Annotated in this window: 17 protein-coding genes; 7 read left to right on the forward strand and 10 right to left on the reverse strand. The window is 65.9% G+C overall.

Annotation, left to right across the window (positions count from 1 at the left end; genetic code table 11):
- Positions 1-18: 18 nt before the first annotated feature.
- From zwf to AB3X95_RS27655, 5 genes are all read right to left on the reverse strand, one after another.
- On the reverse strand, positions 19-1,500 hold the full coding sequence (gene zwf / locus AB3X95_RS27635; protein ID WP_176368817.1) for a glucose-6-phosphate dehydrogenase: 1,482 nt from the start codon (positions 1,498-1,500) through the stop codon (positions 19-21).
- A 234-nt stretch (positions 1,501-1,734) separates the two neighbouring features.
- Positions 1,735-2,667, reverse strand: a complete 933-nt coding sequence (gene lhpI / locus AB3X95_RS27640; RefSeq protein ID WP_368623061.1) for a bifunctional Delta(1)-pyrroline-2-carboxylate/Delta(1)-piperideine-2-carboxylate reductase — start codon at positions 2,665-2,667, stop codon at positions 1,735-1,737.
- Positions 2,668-2,750: 83 nt separating this feature from the next.
- On the reverse strand, positions 2,751-3,035 hold the full coding sequence (locus tag AB3X95_RS27645) for a hypothetical protein (protein ID WP_368623062.1): 285 nt from the start codon (positions 3,033-3,035) through the stop codon (positions 2,751-2,753).
- Between the two features lie 89 nt (positions 3,036-3,124).
- Positions 3,125-3,757, reverse strand: a complete 633-nt coding sequence (locus AB3X95_RS27650; protein WP_176123125.1) for a C39 family peptidase — start codon at positions 3,755-3,757, stop codon at positions 3,125-3,127.
- A 52-nt stretch (positions 3,758-3,809) separates the two neighbouring features.
- Positions 3,810-5,150, reverse strand: coding sequence for an NAD(P)/FAD-dependent oxidoreductase (locus tag AB3X95_RS27655; protein WP_368623063.1), 1,341 nt, complete (start codon positions 5,148-5,150; stop codon positions 3,810-3,812).
- 231 nt (positions 5,151-5,381) lie between these two features.
- Between AB3X95_RS27655 and AB3X95_RS27660 the strand changes: the two genes are divergently transcribed.
- From AB3X95_RS27660 to AB3X95_RS27670, 3 genes are all read left to right on the forward strand, one after another.
- On the forward strand, positions 5,382-5,636 hold the full coding sequence (locus tag AB3X95_RS27660) for a helix-turn-helix domain-containing protein (RefSeq protein WP_018433135.1): 255 nt from the start codon (positions 5,382-5,384) through the stop codon (positions 5,634-5,636).
- Between the two features lies 1 nt (position 5,637).
- Complete coding sequence (locus tag AB3X95_RS27665; protein WP_368598586.1) at positions 5,638-6,978, forward strand: type II toxin-antitoxin system HipA family toxin; 1,341 nt, start codon at positions 5,638-5,640, stop codon at positions 6,976-6,978.
- A gap of 312 nt (positions 6,979-7,290) precedes the next feature.
- Positions 7,291-8,145: a helix-turn-helix domain-containing protein gene (locus AB3X95_RS27670; RefSeq protein ID WP_176123128.1), complete on the forward strand. Its 855-nt coding sequence runs from the start codon at positions 7,291-7,293 to the stop codon at positions 8,143-8,145.
- 40 nt (positions 8,146-8,185) lie between these two features.
- On the opposite strand, the gene AB3X95_RS27675 is transcribed toward AB3X95_RS27670, so the two are convergent.
- Together AB3X95_RS27675 and AB3X95_RS27680 are read right to left on the reverse strand one after the other, a co-directional pair.
- Positions 8,186-10,033, reverse strand: a complete 1,848-nt coding sequence (locus AB3X95_RS27675) for an ATP-binding protein (RefSeq protein ID WP_176123129.1) — start codon at positions 10,031-10,033, stop codon at positions 8,186-8,188.
- Positions 10,003-10,572, reverse strand: a complete 570-nt coding sequence (locus AB3X95_RS27680; RefSeq protein WP_176369883.1) for a molybdopterin-dependent oxidoreductase — start codon at positions 10,570-10,572, stop codon at positions 10,003-10,005. The genes AB3X95_RS27675 and AB3X95_RS27680 overlap by 31 nt, the downstream gene beginning before the upstream one ends.
- Positions 10,573-10,754: 182 nt before the next feature.
- On the opposite strand from AB3X95_RS27680, the gene AB3X95_RS27685 reads away from it, so the two are divergent.
- Entirely contained in the window at positions 10,755-11,702 is a 948-nt protein-coding gene (locus AB3X95_RS27685) for a phosphoribosyltransferase (protein WP_184228181.1), read from the forward strand.
- 15 nt (positions 11,703-11,717) lie between these two features.
- Here AB3X95_RS27685 and AB3X95_RS27690 read toward each other — a convergent pair whose 3' ends face one another.
- On the reverse strand, positions 11,718-13,385 hold the full coding sequence (locus tag AB3X95_RS27690; protein WP_176369885.1) for an ATP-binding domain-containing protein: 1,668 nt from the start codon (positions 13,383-13,385) through the stop codon (positions 11,718-11,720).
- A 238-nt stretch (positions 13,386-13,623) separates the two neighbouring features.
- Between AB3X95_RS27690 and AB3X95_RS27695 the strand changes: the two genes are divergently transcribed.
- Both AB3X95_RS27695 and AB3X95_RS27700 read left to right on the forward strand, forming a co-directional pair.
- Complete coding sequence (locus tag AB3X95_RS27695) at positions 13,624-14,250, forward strand: glutathione S-transferase family protein (RefSeq protein WP_176369886.1); 627 nt, start codon at positions 13,624-13,626, stop codon at positions 14,248-14,250.
- 115 nt (positions 14,251-14,365) lie between these two features.
- Positions 14,366-14,971, forward strand: coding sequence for a Fur family transcriptional regulator (locus AB3X95_RS27700; protein ID WP_176123134.1), 606 nt, complete (start codon positions 14,366-14,368; stop codon positions 14,969-14,971).
- Positions 14,972-15,128: 157 nt separating this feature from the next.
- Here AB3X95_RS27700 and AB3X95_RS27705 read toward each other — a convergent pair whose 3' ends face one another.
- Positions 15,129-15,641, reverse strand: coding sequence for a response regulator (locus AB3X95_RS27705; protein ID WP_176123211.1), 513 nt, complete (start codon positions 15,639-15,641; stop codon positions 15,129-15,131).
- Between the two features lie 548 nt (positions 15,642-16,189).
- On the opposite strand from AB3X95_RS27705, the gene AB3X95_RS27710 reads away from it, so the two are divergent.
- Complete coding sequence (locus tag AB3X95_RS27710) at positions 16,190-16,921, forward strand: ribonuclease activity regulator RraA (protein WP_176123135.1); 732 nt, start codon at positions 16,190-16,192, stop codon at positions 16,919-16,921.
- A 49-nt stretch (positions 16,922-16,970) separates the two neighbouring features.
- Here the strand turns inward: AB3X95_RS27710 and AB3X95_RS27715 are convergent, their stop codons facing one another.
- Positions 16,971-17,741, reverse strand: a complete 771-nt coding sequence (locus AB3X95_RS27715) for a TetR/AcrR family transcriptional regulator (RefSeq protein WP_176368287.1) — start codon at positions 17,739-17,741, stop codon at positions 16,971-16,973.
- Positions 17,742-17,761 lie beyond the last annotated feature (20 nt).

Raw genomic sequence — 17,761 nt, forward strand, 5'->3', positions numbered from 1 at the left:
CGCGCCGTCAACGGCGCATTACTGCGATTCCTCCGCCCACACGGCGTTCTCCCGCGTCATCAGCGCGGTCGATGCCGCCGGTCCGAACGTGCCCGCCGAATACGAGCGCGGCCGCTCGCCCGACTTCGCCCAGCCGTCGAGAATCGGCTCGGCCCACGCCCACGCCGCTTCGAGTTCGTCGCGGCGCATGAAGTGTGTCAGCCGTCCGCGAATCACGTCGATCAGCAGCCGCTCATAGGCTTCCGCGCGACGCTCGGTGAACGCCTGCTGCAGGTCCAGGTTCAGGTTCACCGGCAGCATATGCATGCCGCTGCCGGGTTCTTTCGCGAGCACCTGCAGTTGGATCGACTCTTCCGGCTGCAACTGGATCACCAGCCGGTTGCCGTAGGTGCGTCCATTGCTCGGAATGATCGAGAACGGCAGCTCGGAGAATTCGATGACGATCTCCGACAGCTTCTTCTGCATCCGCTTGCCGGTGCGCAGGAAGAACGGCACGTTGGCCCAGCGCCAGTTGTTGATCCGCGCGCGCAATGCGACGAAGGTTTCGGCGCGGCTGCCCGCCGGCACGTTTTCTTCTTCGAGGTAGCCCTTGACCGCCTCGCCATCGACAGCGCCCGCCGTGTACTGGCCGCGCACCGTGTCGCGGGCGATGTCCTCGGGCGTCATCGGCCGCAGCGAGCGCAGCACCTTCAGCTTTTCGTCGCGCACCGCGTCGGGATCGAGCGACACCGGCGGCTCCATCGCGACGATGCACAGCAGTTGCAGCAGGTGGTTCTGCACCATGTCGCGCAGCGCGCCGGTCTTGTCGTAGAACCCCGCGCGAGTGCCCACGCCGACCGTTTCGGCCACCGTGATCTGCACGCTCTTGATGTACGGCGCCTGCCACAGCGGCCCGAAAATCGGATTGCCGAAGCGCAGCACCATCAGGTTCTGCACGGTTTCCTTGCCGAGGTAGTGGTCGATCCGGTAGATCTGCGATTCTTCGAAATGCTTGCCGACCGCGTTGTTGATCTCCTGCGCGGACGCGAGATCGTGGCCGAGCGGCTTTTCGAGCACCACGCGCGAATGGGCGTCGACAAGCCCGGCCGCCGACAGGTTGTCACAGATATTGGTGAACAGATCCGGCGACGTCGCCAGATAGAACACGCGGTTCACGCCGTCGCGCGACGCTTCCTTCAGACGCAGGTAGTCTTCGCGCGAATCGACGTCCATCCGCACGTATTCGAAAATCGCGAGAAATTTGTCCCACGCGGACGCATCGAACGCCTTCTTGTCGATGAAGGGCTTGGCCTTCTGCTCCATGAATTCGCTGATGTATTCCTCGCGCGACCAGGGCTTGCGCCCGATCGTCAGAATGCGGGTGTCCGGCGGCAGGTTGCAGTGCAGATGCGCCATGTACAGCGCGGGCAGCAACTTGCGGAACGACAGGTCGCCGGTGCCGCCGAAGATGATCATGTCGAGCGGCAGGTCGGGTGTGGCAGGAGCTTGTTGGGTCTTCATGGCACGGTCGCAGCGTCTAGGGGGAAGGCGTCGATCAGGAATCGGCGGCGGGCGGACGGGCTATCGCTCACGTCCGGTATGGCGCTTTTTCCGGCAAACTTCTATGGTGCAACGTTTTGAGATAGTTTGCACGGCAACATCTGCCGCAGGTTAGCGCAAGTTGCCAAGCTTGCGCGCCACGCGGTTGTTTTTTCGGGATATTTTGCGTGATTTTGGCGGGTGGACCGCCGACGGTCAGCCGCGCGCCAGCGCGTCTCGCGCGACCCGGCACGCGGCCAGATCCCACGCCGCGCAGCCGACGCTCTTGAACACCACCGGTCCCGCCGGCACCGGCTGCGTCTTACCGAGCACCGCGGCGATCCCGCCCACCCGCGCCCAGTCGACGCCCGCCTGGATGAAATCGCCGGCCTCGTGCTTCGCGCCGGCCTCGTCGTCGACGAACAGCGCGCTGCCCGCGATCGTCGTCGCGCCGATCTCGACCATCTGCGGCGTGAAAGCGCCGACCCCGATCACGAGCCGCTCTGCGCGCGCCGTCTCGTCGTAGACCGGCTGTTTGCTCGTGGTCAACGCGATCACGACCTCGATCGAAGCCGGAATCGTCGCGCCGGTTTCCGCGAGCGGCCGCAACTCACGCACCTTGCCGCGCTGCGCCGCGCAGAACGCTTCGGCGCGCGCGGGCGCGCTGCCCTTGACCCACACGCACGCGTCGGGAAACAGTTCGCCGATCGCTTCCAGATGATTGAGCGCCTGCGTGCCGGTGCCGATCAGCAGGAATTCGCGCGGCGTGCGCGCGGCGAACGTCGCGATGCCGAGCATCGACATCGCCGCGGTCCGACGGCCCGTCACGGTCGGACCGTCGAGGACGAACAGCGTCTCGCCGGTATCGGCGTCGAAGGCCATCACCTGGCCGTGGATCGTCGGAAGATGGCGAGCGCCGTTGCTCGCGCACACGTTGACGAGCTTGTGGATCGCCAGATCGGGCGCGGTGGCGGGCATCGACAGCATGATGCCGCCGGCGTTCAGCGGCACGACGAGCCGCTCGGGGCTCACGATGCGTCGTTGCGCGTAGTCGATGCTTGCGCGCCGCAATGCGTCGACAAGCGCCGCATAAGGCATCAGCCGCGCGGTGGCGGCGGCGTCGAAGATCTGCGTGGTCGGGCGGGTCATGGGCGGGACGGTCCAATGCTGGATGGAGTGGGCATGGCGTCACCGTAACCGAGCGCAAGAAAATTGACTAGTCGTGTGGGCGGCTACTTCCCGCCGTTACCGTCGCGGTTCTGGTCGCCGTTCTTGCCGTTGCCGTTGCCGTTACCGTTGCCGTTGCCGAACATCGCCCGACACGCCGGGCTCAGTTCGTCGAGGTGCCGCTTCATGCAGGCGATGATCTTCGCCCGGTGCGGAATCTCCGCGGCGCAGAAATGGAACGCATCATGACGGCAAGCATGGGCCTGTTCTTCGCGGGTCGCGGCCTGCGCGGCGCTGGCAGCGTCGAGCACCATGAGGCTGGCAGCAAGCAGGCGGAAGGCTCGATTCATGGGAGATCCGATAGGTCGCACGTCAAAGATGCTGCCTCAGCAGGAAGCAGACCCGAATCGCGAAGGCCGCGTCATGCCCTGCGCGCCAGCTAGCTCGTGCAGCGGCCGAGTGTCATCCCCCGCCCCGCATAGAAACGCGACATCGTCGCGAACGGCAGGTACACGTCGGACTGATGCGGCGCGACGCCCGACGGGTTATGGAACCATACGCCGTCGCGATCCCGGCCGTGCAGCAGGATCAGATGACCGCCCCGCTGCTGGTTCGGCCGCTCCGGATAGCGGATCTCGGGGCTCACCGACACGATCGCGAGCGTATCGGCGTCGAGCCGCGCCGCGATCTCCTCGAGCGACGCCTGCGGCAGCACGTCGATATCGAGGCCGAAGGCCGGGCCCGCCCAGTCGGCGAACGGCCGGTAGATCAGCCCGTCGACACCGCCATCGTCGCGCAGCCGATACACGCCGTGCCGCAGCGCGTCGTCGAGCAATGCGGCGCGCGGCGCGTGATCGATGCCCCAGTAGTCGAGCGCCGATTCAAGGCACGTCAGCCCGCACAGGCGTTGCGCCCAGAAACGATAGCGCTCGGGGTCGGCGAAACCGCTGCGCTGCCAGTGCGGATCGTCGCACGGATCGCGCTGCTGTTCGACGATGTCGCGCACCCACTCGGGGCTGCCCCATTGCGTGTAGTACGGAACATCGGCGTGGCGGAGAACGGGTTCGGTCATCGCTGGTATCGGTCGGGTTGAGTTGTACTGGGTCGGGTTGCGTTGCGCACAATCACAGCATGCTGCGCGGCCGCTTCATCGTGCCGTCGAAGAAACGCTGCAAACGGAACGCCGACAGATCGAGCGACGCGTTGCTTCCATCGTTGAGTTCAGCGAGCAGCTTGCCGACGATCGGCCCCATCGCGAACCCATGTCCGCAAAAACCGGTCGCGATCGTCAGGCCGGCGACCTGCGGCGGCGCATCGATCACAGGAATTCCATCGGGCAACACGTCGATCAGCCCCGCCCACGCCTCGACCACCTGGGCGTCGCGCAACGCCGGAAACAGCGCGCGCAGCTTGTTCAGCGCGCGCGGCGCGTGGCTCGGGTTAGGCTGCGGATGCGGGTCGCGCGGATAAAGCACACGTTCGGCGTCGGGCACGCCGCCCGGCAGACGTTCGCGCAGATCGCGCAGACAGGCGCCGTTCAGATGGAAGCTGAACTTCTCGCGCTGGGTCCACAGTTCCGGCAAAAACCACTTGAGCGCGCGGAAATGGCCGAGTGTCATGTCGACGTCGACCTGCATGTCGTCGGCGAGGTTGATCGCGCCGTTCGCGCGCTGCCGGATGCCGAGGCCGTGCCCCCAGAACGTCGACGCCGTGATCGGCGGCAGCGGATTGGTACGCATGCAGGTACCGCGCACCGCCTGCTGCGGCAGTTCGAGACCGAGCGTCCTGAGGAGCCGCCAGCTGCTCGCGCCGGCCGCGCAGATCAAACGCGAGGTACGAATCGTGCCGCGCTCGGTGACCACGCCGGCGATCGCGCCACCCGCGCGTTCGACGCCGACCACGCCGCAGCCCTCGAAAAACAGCGCGCCGGCTTCGGCCGCGCGCGCCGCGAACGCCGCGGCCGCACGGCGCGGTTCGGCCTGACCGTCGCTTGGCGTGTATAGGCCGCCGAGCGCGGGCCCCTGCATGCCGGTGACGACGGCGTCGATCTGCCCACGGTCGAGCGTGCGGGTGTCGAGGCCATGCTGACGCGCGACTTCGAGCCATTGCTGGAACGAAGTCCAGTCTTCGTCATTGGTCGCGACATACAGGCAACCGCCCTGGCGCCATTCGAGATCGAAATTCAGCTCGCGCTCGAGTTCTTGCCACAATGGAATGCACGCCATCATCAGCGGCACCTCGGCGGCTTCGCGACCCTGCTGGCGCACGAAGCCCCACGCGCGCGACGACTGCTGCCCGGCGATCCGCGACTTGTCGAGCACCACCGCCGACAGGCCGCGCCGCGCCAGGTAATAAGCGGCCGCGCAGCCCATGATGCCGGCACCCGCGATCACGACGTCGGCGCGGCTGGGAAACGGTTGGTCGGCGGGCGTGAAGGTCGAGTGCAGCGGGTAAGTCGTGGTCATTGGTTGGGCGGGTTGGAGACGTGGGCGTCATCTTCGCAGTGGCGGCCATTGTCCGCAATGCCGCGTGAGTTCGGCACCGCTGCTGGTCGCGGCCAGGACGACGCGCGGGCTCCTGCCGGATTCCGCGATTATCCGTCACACGGATATTCGTCGATTATCTGTCACGCAAATATTTGACAAATATTCGTGTGACGCATAAATTGCGTTTATTCGTCTCGCAAATAATCCGCCATGCTCCATCTGATCACCACGTCGGACCAGCTCGCGCAGTTGCTGGCGGCCAGCCGCCGCCAGGCCGGCTTCACGCAGACCGAGGCGGCCGCGCGCGTCGGCGTGAGCCAAAGCCGCATTTCCGCGCTCGAAACCGATGCGAGCGGGCTCACGCTTACGCAGCTGCTCGCGCTGTGCGGCGCCTACGGCCTGCAACTGCAGTTGCGCGACAAAAATCAGCCGAGCGCCGAGCCGGCACCGAACGTCGAGTGGTGAGATGGCCCGGCAAACCGCCTCGAAGGCATTGTCGGTCTGGGCCAACGGCGAGCGCGTCGGCGTCTGGCGTCTGCCCGCGCGTGGTCCGATGGAGTTCGCCTACGACGCCGCCTGGATCGCGTCGCCGGCGGGTCGTCCGTTGTCGCTGTCGCTGCCGTTCACGCCCGGCAACATGACGCACAAAGGGCCGCGGGTGCTCAACTACTTCGACAACCTGCTGCCCGACAGCGACGCTATCCGCAAACGCATCGCGCAGCGCTACCGGACCGAAACGCTCGACGCGTTCGACCTGCTGCGGGCCATCGGCCGCGACTGCGTCGGCGCAGTCCAGCTGCTCGGCGAAGACGACGCGCCGGCCGGGGTTCAGCGCATCGAAGGCACGCCGCTCTCCGACGACGACATCGAGGCGCTGCTCGCGCAAACGGTCGGCAAACCGACGCTCGGCGCGCCCGACGAACCCGACGACTTCCGCATCTCGCTCGCCGGCGCGCAGGAGAAAACTGCGCTGCTGTGGCACGACGGCCAATGGCAGCGGCCGCACGGCGCGACGCCGACCACGCATATCTTCAAGCTGCCGTTGGGGCTAGTCGGCAACCGGCTCGCCGATCTGAGCACGTCGGTCGAAAACGAGTGGCTGTGCATGCGGATTCTGCGCGAGTTCGGCCTGCCGGTCGCGAACACGGAGGTGCTCAGCTTCGGCCAGCAGCGCGTGCTCGCCGTCGAACGCTTCGACCGGCAGATGCATTCGAGCGGCAGCTGGCTATTGCGTTTGCCGCAGGAAGATTTCTGCCAGGTGTACGGCGTGCCGTCGCATCGCAAGTACGAGAACGAGGGCGGCCCCGGCGTGCTCGATCTCGCGCGGATTCTGCAGCAGTCGGTCGATGCGCGGCAGGACCTCGAGACCCTGCTCGCGAGCCAGATCCTGTTCTGGATGCTGGCCGCGCCGGACGGCCACGCGAAGAACTTCAGCATCCGTCTGCTCGCGGGCGGCCAGTACCGTCTGACGCCGCTTTACGACGTGATGTCGATCTGGCCGGTCGAAGGCAATGGCCCGAACCAGTGGTCGTGGTACAAGGCGCGGCTTGCGATGGGTCTGTGGTCGCGCAGCAAGCACGATGCGTTTCGCGACGTGCAGCGGCGTCATTTCAACGCGATGGCGTTGAAGTGTTCGTACGGCGCCAACGCCGAGCCGCTGATCCAGCGTCTGATCGAGCAGACGCCCGGCGTGATCGAGCGGGTGTCGGCGGCGTTGCCCGAACGCTTTCCGGGCAAGGTCGCCGAGCGGATTTTCAAGGGACTTCAAAACTCGGCGGCCCGGCTCGACACGATGCCGGCGAGTTGAACGCTTTGCGGCCAGAAGCCGGAACCGTTGGCTTGCGCACAACTCATTCGTGGATTCCCTACGGTTTCGTCATCGTTTCACCGGTAGAATGCTTTTTGATGCTCAATGCATCAAAAGTCACCCGCGCGACGGCTGCGTCGCTTGCATTTACGGTCTCGGCGACGGTCTGACAAAATCATAAACAGTGAATTTTTTTACGGTACATTTGCTGTCCCCGCGTGGCCGATTCATGCGCATTGCATGCGCAAGGTCGGCTTGCGCCTGTCGACCGCGTACCACCTGTACCTTTTAACTCGCGGATCTTCACGCAGTATGGCCAACGAAACACACTCACCGGACTCCATCGCGGTTGCCGAGCGCGTGCGCGAGTTGATGAGCCGGCATGGAATCGGCAAGCGCCAGCAAACCACGGAGCTATGCCGCATCCTCGATCTGAGTTTTTCTCAGGGGCACCGCAAACTGCGCGGCAATAGTCCATGGACGCTGTCGCAGATCAAGAAAGTCGCCGAGGTATTCGACGAACCGGCGGCGCAGCTGTTCGGCGCGCAGTCGCTCGATCCGGGCGTGGTCGGCGCGATCGCCCAGGAGGCGGTGTTCTGCGTCGGCGCGACCGAAATCGCCTGTACCGCGTGGGTCGGCGCCGCGCTGGAACCGGGCAGCCGTCCGGAATTCGTTGCCTATTCGCGGCTCGGTCAATGGCGTGTGTCGCGGCATGATGGCGCGCTGTATCAGAGCGCCTATGAAGTCCACAAGATCGAGATCTATCCGCGCCGCGCCGAAACCGACAAGCCAACCATCGCGGTGGTCGACGACGATTGCGCGAGCGCCGATAACCTGCGCGACTATCTGGAGCGCAGCGGCTTCGCGGCGGTCGCGATCTATGGGCTCGCGGCCTTCAGCGAGCAGTTGCAAACCCAGGTGTTCGACGGCGTAATCATCGACTGGCTGTTCGGCTCGCAGACCTCGGCGGCCGCGATTCGCGCGGTGCGCGCGTCGGAGAACCCGGACGCGCCGATCTTCGTGCTGACCGGCGAGCTGCTGACCGGCAAGGCCAGCGAATCGGAGATCAGCGAGGTGATCCGCGATTACGACGTCGCGTGCTACGAGAAGCCCGCGCGCATGGCGATCCTCGTCGCCGATCTGTCGAAGCGGCTGAATCGCCCCTGAACCGCTGGCGCCGATGCGCGCCCCGGGCGCGGCGCCGCCCTCACGCCTGATGCCGCGCCGCCAGCGCGCGCTGCAGCGCGTGCTTCAGATCCTCGTAATGGACCGGCTTTAACAGCGCCTCGAACACCGACGGCGCGCCAGTCACCCCACCTTCATCATCCCGCACGACCTCCGGCGCGTACGCGCTGACCACGATCACCGGCACGCCCGCCGACGGTCCACCGCGCACCGCGAAGTCCTCGAGAAACGTGTAGCCGTCGCGCCCCGGCATATGCAGATCGAGCAGCACCACTTCGCACCGGTGTGTATCGAGCCACGCGAGCGCGTCGTTCGCGTTGCCGAGTGCGAGCGAGTCGTAGCCCATGTGCGCGACCATTTCGCTGAGTGACTCGCGGATCAGGCTGTTATCGTCGATGATCAGCACGCACGGTTGCGCGCCGTCCGGCTCGGCTTGCGCCGCGACGTCGGCCGGCTCGACGGTGGCGACCGGCACGACCGGAATCGTCACGGTGAAGCGGGTGCCCTCGCCGACCGTGCTCGCGACATCCACGGTGCCGCCGAAAAGCTTGACGAGCCCTTGCACGATCGTGAGCCCCATGCCGGCGCCTTCGAAACGGCGCGAGCGCTTCGCGTCGAGCTGAGTGAACTCCTCGAAGATCAGCGGGATCTGCTCGGACGGCACGCCCGGTCCCGTATCGCTGACGACGAAAACCAGCAGCGCCGGCTGCTGGCGCAGCTCGACGCGCACCGTGCCGGTCTCGGTGTAGCGGATCGCATTGGTGACGAGGTTGTTGACGATCTGCCGGATGCGGTGCGGGTCCGACTCGACGAGCCCGCTCGCGCCGCTCGCCTCGCTTTCGAGCTTCAGGCCGCGCGCCTTGGCGGACATCGTGTGTTCATCGACGATCGACGCCAGCAGCTCGCGCGGCTCGAAATGCTGGTGCCGCAGTTCGAGCTTGCCGGCGCCGAGGCGCGCGTAGTCGGTCAGGTCCTTCATCTGAGCTTCGAGATGGCGCGCCGCGGATTCGAGCCGCTGGATCACCTTGCGGTCGGCCTCCGTGTGATAGTGGAAGCCGAGCAGTTCCACCGACGACACGATCGCATGCAACGGCGTGCGCAGCTCATGGCTGATCATGCCGAGAAACGCATCCTTCGCGAGGCTCGCCTCGCGCGCCGCGCGGCTTGCCTGATGCTCGGCTTCCAGCGCCGCGCGCTGCTGGCGCATGAGCCGCGTGCGGCGCCGGCCGTTGAGCACGAGCAGCAGCGTCGCCGCCGCCGACAGCAACAGCAGCACCAGACCACCCGCGAAAAGGAGGCGGCGTTTGTCGATGAAATCGCGGTTCATCGCTTCGCGGTCGGCGACATCGGCGAAACGGCGCGACAGCGCAAGATCGTTGACCTCGCTCCAGTGCTGGCGCAGCTGCGCGTCGATCCGCGCGGCACGGGTGCGGTCGCGCGGCAGTACGTCGATCTCGGGCTGGATGTCGTCGAGCACATTCTCGAGCGTCTTGATTTCGTCGATCTGCCGTTGCAACAGAGCGAGCTGCGCGGAGAGCCGCTGCGTCGAGCCGGCCATCACGCGCAGCTTCGATTGCAGCAGCTGGAAGCGCAGCAGCAACCGCTGATAGTCGTCGTCGGCGCCGGACTGATACAGCAGCAGCTGGTTCTCGAAGCGAGCGTAGGCGATCTGCAGTTGTGCGGCGTCCCAGTAGAAACCGTCGTAGGTGCCGGTCAACTGCTCGGTCGCGCGCGGGTTCAACAGGTTCGCATACAGCAGGTAGCCGATCGCGCCGACGGGCGCGGCGAGCGCCATCAGCCAGATCAGCACGTACATCGCGCGCCGCCACGGACGGCGCGCTATTTGACGATGAGGGCCTTGATCTGCCATACGAATTTCGAGTCGCCGACCGCGCCAGTCAGTTCATCCGGAAAAGCGTCGCGCGGATAGATCAGAAACAGCGGCCCGAAGTCGCTGAGTTTCAGGCGCTGGCCGTTCATGCTGTACGCGACGATCACGCCGTAGCGTTCGCAGTCCGCGACCGGCACGGTGTAGGTGTAATCGTCGTACGTGTGAAGCTCGATTTCGCTGCCGCGCGCGCCGACGGCCTTCAGGATGTCGGCGAGCCTGGGGCCGGCGAACGTCGAGCGCGGTGTCCAGGTGGTCGAAGTCGTGATCGTATGCACGGGCAGCGCGAGCAGTTGAGCCTCGTCGAAGTGATAGGTGCGATGCGCGGCGTCGTTGGTGTTGGCGATCTTGCCCTCGACGTCGAGCGCCAGCGCCGGCGACTGCCGCACGTCCGGCTGCGCATGCGCGCCATAGACGGTAAGCCCGAAGATCAGTCCCGCGAGCCCCGCCAGCCAGCGCATCCGCGAGGGCACACCGGTTTCGCCGGCTGCATTGCGCAGCGTTGCAATCAGGTTGGCCATTTGCTTTTTTTATCCGTTTTAGTTGATTCGCCGGACCGTGGGCGGCGCCACGGTCAGCCGATCTTATGCCACGCGAAGTGTTGCGCCATACCGTGCAGTCAAACGCGTGCCACCCCGACACGCGACCTTTGACCCGCATGCATAATATCGCCAAAATGCGCTGACTCAAAAGCCCGATAGTCATGAACAAGCCGGTCTTGCCCCTGACGTACGAACAGCTCGATCACTGGATCGAATCGCTGCAACCCGAGTTGCTCACCGAGCGTTTCACGATGGCGCTCGGCATTCTGCGCGGCGGCGCGCCGCTCGCGCTGATGGTGTCGCACGCGGTCGGCGCGCCGGTCGCGTTCCTGCGCTACGATCGCCAGACGCGCGCGGTCGCATGGGATTCGACGCTGCCGATCCCGCCCGCCGGCTCGAAGGTGCTGTTGTGCGAGGACATCGCCGGACGCGGTTTTACGCTCGCCGATTGCATCGCGTTCCTGCAGTCGCACGGGCTCGAAGTCAAAACGCTGACCGCCGCGGTCGATGAACTGAGCCGCGTGCAGCCCGACTACGCGATCGACGCGCGCGGCTACTTCGCCCTCTTTCCATGGGAGCGCCAGGCGTACACCGAGCGCTACCGCGACGACTGGGCACGCGTCGAAGCCGGCGCCGCGCCGGCGATGGCCAACGACCACGAATACGCGGCTTACGCAATCGACCTCGACGGCATCCTGCTGCCCGACGTACCGCTCGCGCGCTACGACGAAGACCTTGCCGGCGCGCTCGCCGAGCGCGACGCGCTGCTGCCGTTCGAGGTGCTGCCCGGCATCGACCTGCAACACGTGCGCACGATCATCACGGGCCGCCCGGAGATGGATCGCGCGCGCACCGAAGCGTGGCTCGCGCGACACGGCTTCGCTCATCTGCAACTGGTGATGCGCGCGCCCGGCCTGCACGACGACAGCCCCTCCGGCGCGGCCGCGCACAAGGCGAGCGCGGCGCTGCGCTCGGGTGTCACGCACTTCGTCGAAAGCGATCCGGTGCAGGCGCTGCTGATCGCGCAGCAGGCGCCTTTGTTGCGCGTGATCTGGTGGGATGCGCTGACGCGCACGGGGATGCTGGTGAGCGCAAGGGCATGGAGTTGAGCCGGGCTCAGCGCTCTACTTGTCCTTCCCCTCGCGCAACTGCAAATGACGCGCGGCCCGCTGCGACGCGACGACGATCAGCTTCATCGTCGCGCGCGTCGCGCCGACGAACAGCTTGCGCGCGACGCGTTCGTCGAACGCGTCGAAGTCGATCTCGGTGAAGATCACGCACGGCGCCGCCTGCCCCTTGAAGCGGTAGATCGATTCGAACAGCACGTCGCCGTCGCGATACTCCGGGTTGCCGAACAGATCGTATTTGCCGGTGAAGCTGCGCAGCCGATGCGGTCCGAGATGATCGAGCGCGCTCATCGCCGAACCGTCCCTGCCGCGGAACGACAGCACCACGATGTCCTGCTTGCGAAAGCCGAGCCCGAGCGCGTGGGTGATCGCGCGCTTGGTCGCGTCGATACTGCTTTCGGCGGCCTGCGCTTCGTCGTAGACCGACACCGAAACGTCTGAGCCGTCGAACGGACTGCCCGACGCCAGCGCCGCGGCAAGCGGCACCGACGAGCCGACCACGTCGCGCAGATAGTCGAGGATGTCACGCGGACTGCGGTAATTGGTGGTTTCCTTCAGCGTGGCCCAGCCGGGTAACGACACCGGCTCGCGCATGTACAGATTCTGCAGCGGGTCTTCGAGCCACCACCACGCGCCGCCCGGCCGCAGCAGCCGCTCGAGCGAGGCAATCCACGACTGCTGGAAATCCTGCCCTTCATCGACGATCAGCACGTCGAACTGCCAGCGCGGTTCGATCGGCGTGTCGGCGAATCCGGCCTCCAGTTGGTCGAATACCTGCGCGGACTGGAAATCGGGCGCGCGGCCCGCGTCGCGCATGATCCAGTCGCACAGCTGGTGATAATTCGCGACCTTCGCCTCCGGCGGCGCGACCCGCGCGATGTGATCGGCGAGCGGCCGGTTGAAGCACACGTACAACGGCCGCTCGCCACGCGCGACGGCGTCCTTCATCACCTGCACCGCGAGTTGCGTCTTGCCGGAGCCCGCCGTGCCGACCACGCGCAAACGGAACGGCGCGAATTCGAGCCGCCGGGCCCACGTCGCGAGTCCGCCCGACAGGCGCGTGACGAGCGTGCCCGCCTGGCCGACGAGCGCGCTCGTGTCGGGTGCCAGCGCGAGTTCGTCGGCGAGAAAGTGATGGATTTTCGATGCGCTGGGAAGGCGCGGCTCATCGGCCGGCAGCGCTTCGCGGATGATCGCCGCGAGCCGTTCGCGCCGCGTCGCGTCGACGATGCGCGCGGGATTCACGCCGGCGATCGCCGCGTCCTTGACGATGTGATCGGGACAGTACAGCAGTTCCTCGATGAAATACGTGCCGGCGCCGAACGCCGCGGTAAAACGCCGGTGCAGACTCTCGATCGTATGCGCGAGCGCGATCGCGACGTTGCGCTCGGTCTGCAGATACACCTTGACGAGCCCCTTCGGCGTTTCACGCAGAAAGCCGGTCTTCTGCTCGACGATCATCAGACGCCCGGCAGGACTCACGATCACGAAGTCGGCCTCGCCGAATACCGAAAAGTTCTGGTTCAGGCGAGTCCAATGCACGCCGTGATAGACGGTGTAATCGGCGGGCAGTGCCTGTTCGAGCAGCGCGAGCGTTTCGCGCTCGCGCGCCGCCGCGCCGGTCGCTTCGAGGCTCTTCCAGTCGTCGGGAACAATGCGGGCCATGCGATGCCTTATTGGGTTTGGATGCGTGAGTCCACGCGTGTCGGCTCAGTGCGCAATTCGGGGTGCGGTCATTGTACGCAACGCGGTGGCGGGCGTCGCGTCCGCGAGGCTGGGTGCCGCCTCGCGCGCAGGGCGCCGTTCGGATGCCGCGCAAAGCTTCGCGCATCGTGTATCGTAACTGGCTGAACGCCGCGCGCGAGGCGCGGCTTGCCAACCGTAAGAGAAAAGGATTTACCGGATGATTACGATCTGGGGACGTACCAATTCAGTCAACGTCCAGAAAGTATTGTGGTGCTGCGACGAACTCGTACTGCCATTCGACCGCATCGACGCGGGCCTGCAATTCGGCCGCAACAACGACCCCGACTATCTCGCGATGAACCCGACCGGCAAGATCCCGACGCTGGTCGACGACGACTTCGTGCTGTGGGAATCCAACTCGATCCTGCGCTATCTGGCGATGCAATACGGCGAATCGAGCCTGCTGTATCCGGCCGAGCCGAAACTGCGCGCGAGCATCGACCGCTGGCTGGACTGGTCGCTGTCGACGCTGCAGCCGGTGGAACGTCCCGTGTTCTGGTCGCTCGTGCGCACGCCGGAGGCCGAGCGCGACGCCGCCAAACTCGCCGCCGACGTGAAGGCGGTCACCGTGCTGTGGCGCCTGCTCGACACGCATCTGCAGGGCCGCTTCTTTCTCGAAGGCGAAAAGTTCACGCTCGCCGATATCGTGATCGGCGCGTACGCGAAGCGCTGGTTCGGCCTCGACGGTTTGCAGCGGCCGCCGCTGCCGAGTCTGGAGCGCTGGTATTCGCGTCTGACGACGCGCACCGGCTTCAAGAAGTACGTGGATTTTCCGTTGACCTGAACGGCCGGTTCATTGGCGACGTCGTAAGCGCCGCCCGCGCGCCTGTGCCGCGCCTGTGCCGCGCCGATCCCCGACCGGCGCGGCGACCCACCGCGCATGCCTCTATAATCGACGCATGAAAACCGCCAACCCCGCCGCCAACCCCGCCGCCAAGCCCGCCGCAACCGGCCATCCGGTCACTCCCGCACCTGCCGCCTCCGCCGCCGATGCGCACGAGCATCATGTGCATCACGACGTGCATCAGCCGTCGCAGGAAGCGGCTCTCGCACTGGCCGAGCAATATTGCCGCGAACGCGGCGAAAAACTCACGCCGATCCGGCGCAAGGTGCTCGAACTGCTGCTGAACTCGGGACGCGCGACCAAGGCCTATTCACTGCTCGACGAAATGCGCCAGATTCACCCGGGCTCGGCGCCGCCAACCGTCTATCGCGCGTTGGATTTTTTGCTGTCGGCGGGACTCGTGCATCGGATCGAGTCGATCAATGCGTTCACCGTCTGCCATGATCTGACGCAATGCCAGCACGGCATTCTCGTCGTATGCCAGCAATGCGGCAGCGTCACCGAGCTGCATCAACCGAAGCTGCGTCAGGCCCTGATCGCGCAGATCGAAGACGCGGGCTATCGGCTCGCGAGCGACGAAATCGAGTTGAAGGGCCTCTGTGCGGCCTGTCAGGCGGCCGCAATGGCTGGCGAAGCCGCGCCGGCGGCCGCGGCGAAATAGCGGCGCGCTACGCGTCAGGTGCGCAACGCTGTGGGATGCGCTGCGAAGCGTCGATGGCCGCGCGCTGTTCCGCGAAACGACGTCTTCCCGGCGCGCGTCGGCCTGCTACTACTCGCTCTCCACGAAAGCCCGCTGCGAGCCCGCTACGAAGCGGCGATCACCCCGCCGCGCGGGCGTCGATCGCGTCGCGCAGCAACGTCACGAGCGCTTCGGGCAACGCGGGTTTGGTCATGAAATGCTGGAAGCCTTCGCCGATGCTGCGCAGGCGATATGCGTCGTCGGTATGGCCAGTCAGCGCCACCGCCACCGCGGGCGAATGGCCGCCGCAAATCTCGTGATCGCGCAGCCGCTGGATCAGATAGAAGCCATCCATGGTCGGCAAGTCGAGGTCGCAGACGACCGCGTCGGGAAGCAACTCCATCGCCGCCACGACACCCTCTTCCGCATCGGCGACCGCGCATACCTTCGCGCCTTCCGCCTCGAGTAGCAAGGTCAACGATTCCCGGCTGTCGGGGTCGTCCTCTACCAGCACGATCGTGGCCTGATCGAGCCTCAATGCTGCATTCATCGTATGTTGTTGCTCTGGAAAACCGGTTAGGCCATCGGAAGTGGCCAACGTTTCACTCTGCTGATTGCCGCCGATTTGCGCGGCCGATGTGTTGCTGTCCATGGTTCCGACTCGATTTCGCACGCCGAGTTGCAGACAGGTCCGCGATTGTAAAACATTGCTGAGCACCTTCCCGAGTACAACGCGTGCGCACGGTAACGCGCCAAAATTGCACGTCGATGAAAAAACGGCGCTCGACGCATGCCGCGATTTAGCTGCTGAGTGTCCGCAGTTTTTCCGCGGCTCGCCGATTGCCGGCACCCGATGTTCCGGCGCGGTTCGCACGAACCCCGTTCGTACGGCCTTCTCCGCCCGGTCTCGATTCCGTCCTTCGTATTGTTTGCGCGACGCGGCGCTGTCGTTCGTGTTGCGCCGCTCGCATCCGACGAGTCTGCAAGCATGTCGCGTGCCTCGCTGCAGGGGTTCGCGTCACGTGAAGAGGGGCCGGGTCGCGCGTGTCGATGATACAAAGATGAATTGGCGCTTACCCGCTAACCGTTGGCGCCGCGGCGCTATCATCGTGGGCGCGCATGCGCGGCATGCTTCGGTTCGCGGCCGTCCGCACGCGTCTATCGATGTCCCCTCATCCCAACCCGAGGCCGCCCGACACCATGTCCGCCACATCGTCCGCGCTTTGCACCGCGACGCTCGAGATCCTTCGTCACGTCAGCACCGCCACGCTGACCACGCAGCTATTCAAGCGCGGTCTGCGCAATACCTTCATGCAGGGCGTCGCACCGCTCGGTCCGCGCCGCGGCGCGAATCTGGTTGGGCCGGCGTTCACGCTGCGCAATATCCCGTCGCGCGAAGACATCGACGTGCTGGAGCTATTCGCGGACCCTGAGTACGCGCAACGCAAATGCGTCGAGACCATTCCGCCGGGCCATGTGCTCGTGCAGGATTGCCGCGGCGAGCGCGGCAGCGCGTCGTTCGGTTCGATTCTGTCGCTGCGTTTGCAGGTGCGCGGTGTGGCCGGCATGGTGTCCGACGGGCCCGTGCGCGACAGCGCGACGATCGCCGCGCTCGACATGCCGGTGTTTTGCGCCGGCGCGAGCGCGCCGCCCAATCTGATCCGCCATCACGCGGTCGACATCAACCTGCCGATCGGCTGTGGCGGCGTCGCGGTGTTTCCGGGCGACGTGATCGTCGGCGATGGGGATGGGGTCGTCGTGATTCCGCTGAAGATGGCCGACGACGTCGCGCAAGCCGCGGCCGAACAGGAACGGCTCGAAGCGTTTCTGACCGAAAGGATTCGTGCCGGCGCCGCGCTACCCGGCACCTATCCGCCGAACGACGAGACGAAGGCGGCGTTCGACGAGTGGAAGAAAAACCGCAAAATCTAGGGGCCTTTTCAAACGACACGGCGACCGGTGCACCACACCGGCCGCCGGTTCAAGCGCCCTTGGCGGGCCCGATGCCCTGCACCAGCAACGCCACCGCATGCCGTGCGATCTCCGCGCCGCCGATATTGCGGCGCAACGGATCATTACGCCACAGCTTCGAGGTGGCGAGCGGCAGAATCGTCATGCCGAGCAGCGTGACGAATACGAGCGCGGGTTCGAGCGATGCATTCAGGCGCCCCTCCTTCTGCCAACGCGCGATCGCCAGCAGCGACTCCTTCTGATGCGCGAAGCCGAAACGCTCATGCATGCGCTGGCGCAGCAGACCGCCGTCGCTGATCACTTCGCGAATCCACAGCGACGCGAACCACGGGTTATCGCTCGCGACCTGCACGAGCCGCTCGGTGAACTGCGTGATCGCCGCGACCGGATCGTCGGGATTTTCCCGGAACGGCAGACCGAGGCTTGCGCGCAACGGCGCGAAACACTCGTCGATCAGCACATCGAGCAGTTGATCGCGTGTCTTGAAGTAGTAGTGCACCATCGCGGGTGTGAAGCCGGCCTCGCGGGCGATCTCACCGAGCGATGTCTCGACGATGCCCTGCCTTGCGAACAACGTCAGCGCAGCGTCGAGCAAGCGCGCACGTTGCTCCGGGCCGCGCGCGGCGCCCGTCGGCCGGCCGGGGCGGCGGGCGGGCGCCCCGGTTGGCGCGCCGCTTGTGAGATTCGCGGTCTGCGCATCCGCTTGCGTCGCCTCCAGTTTGGGCTTCGACGCGCCACGCTTTTTCGCGGCAATTCGCGCGGGTGGCCCCGCGTCTGTCACGACGTGGTCCGCTGCGGCGT

Origin of the sequence: Paraburkholderia sp. BR13444 (assembly GCF_040948755.1) — a bacterium.
Taxonomy (GTDB): Bacteria; Pseudomonadota; Gammaproteobacteria; order Burkholderiales; family Burkholderiaceae; genus Paraburkholderia; species Paraburkholderia youngii.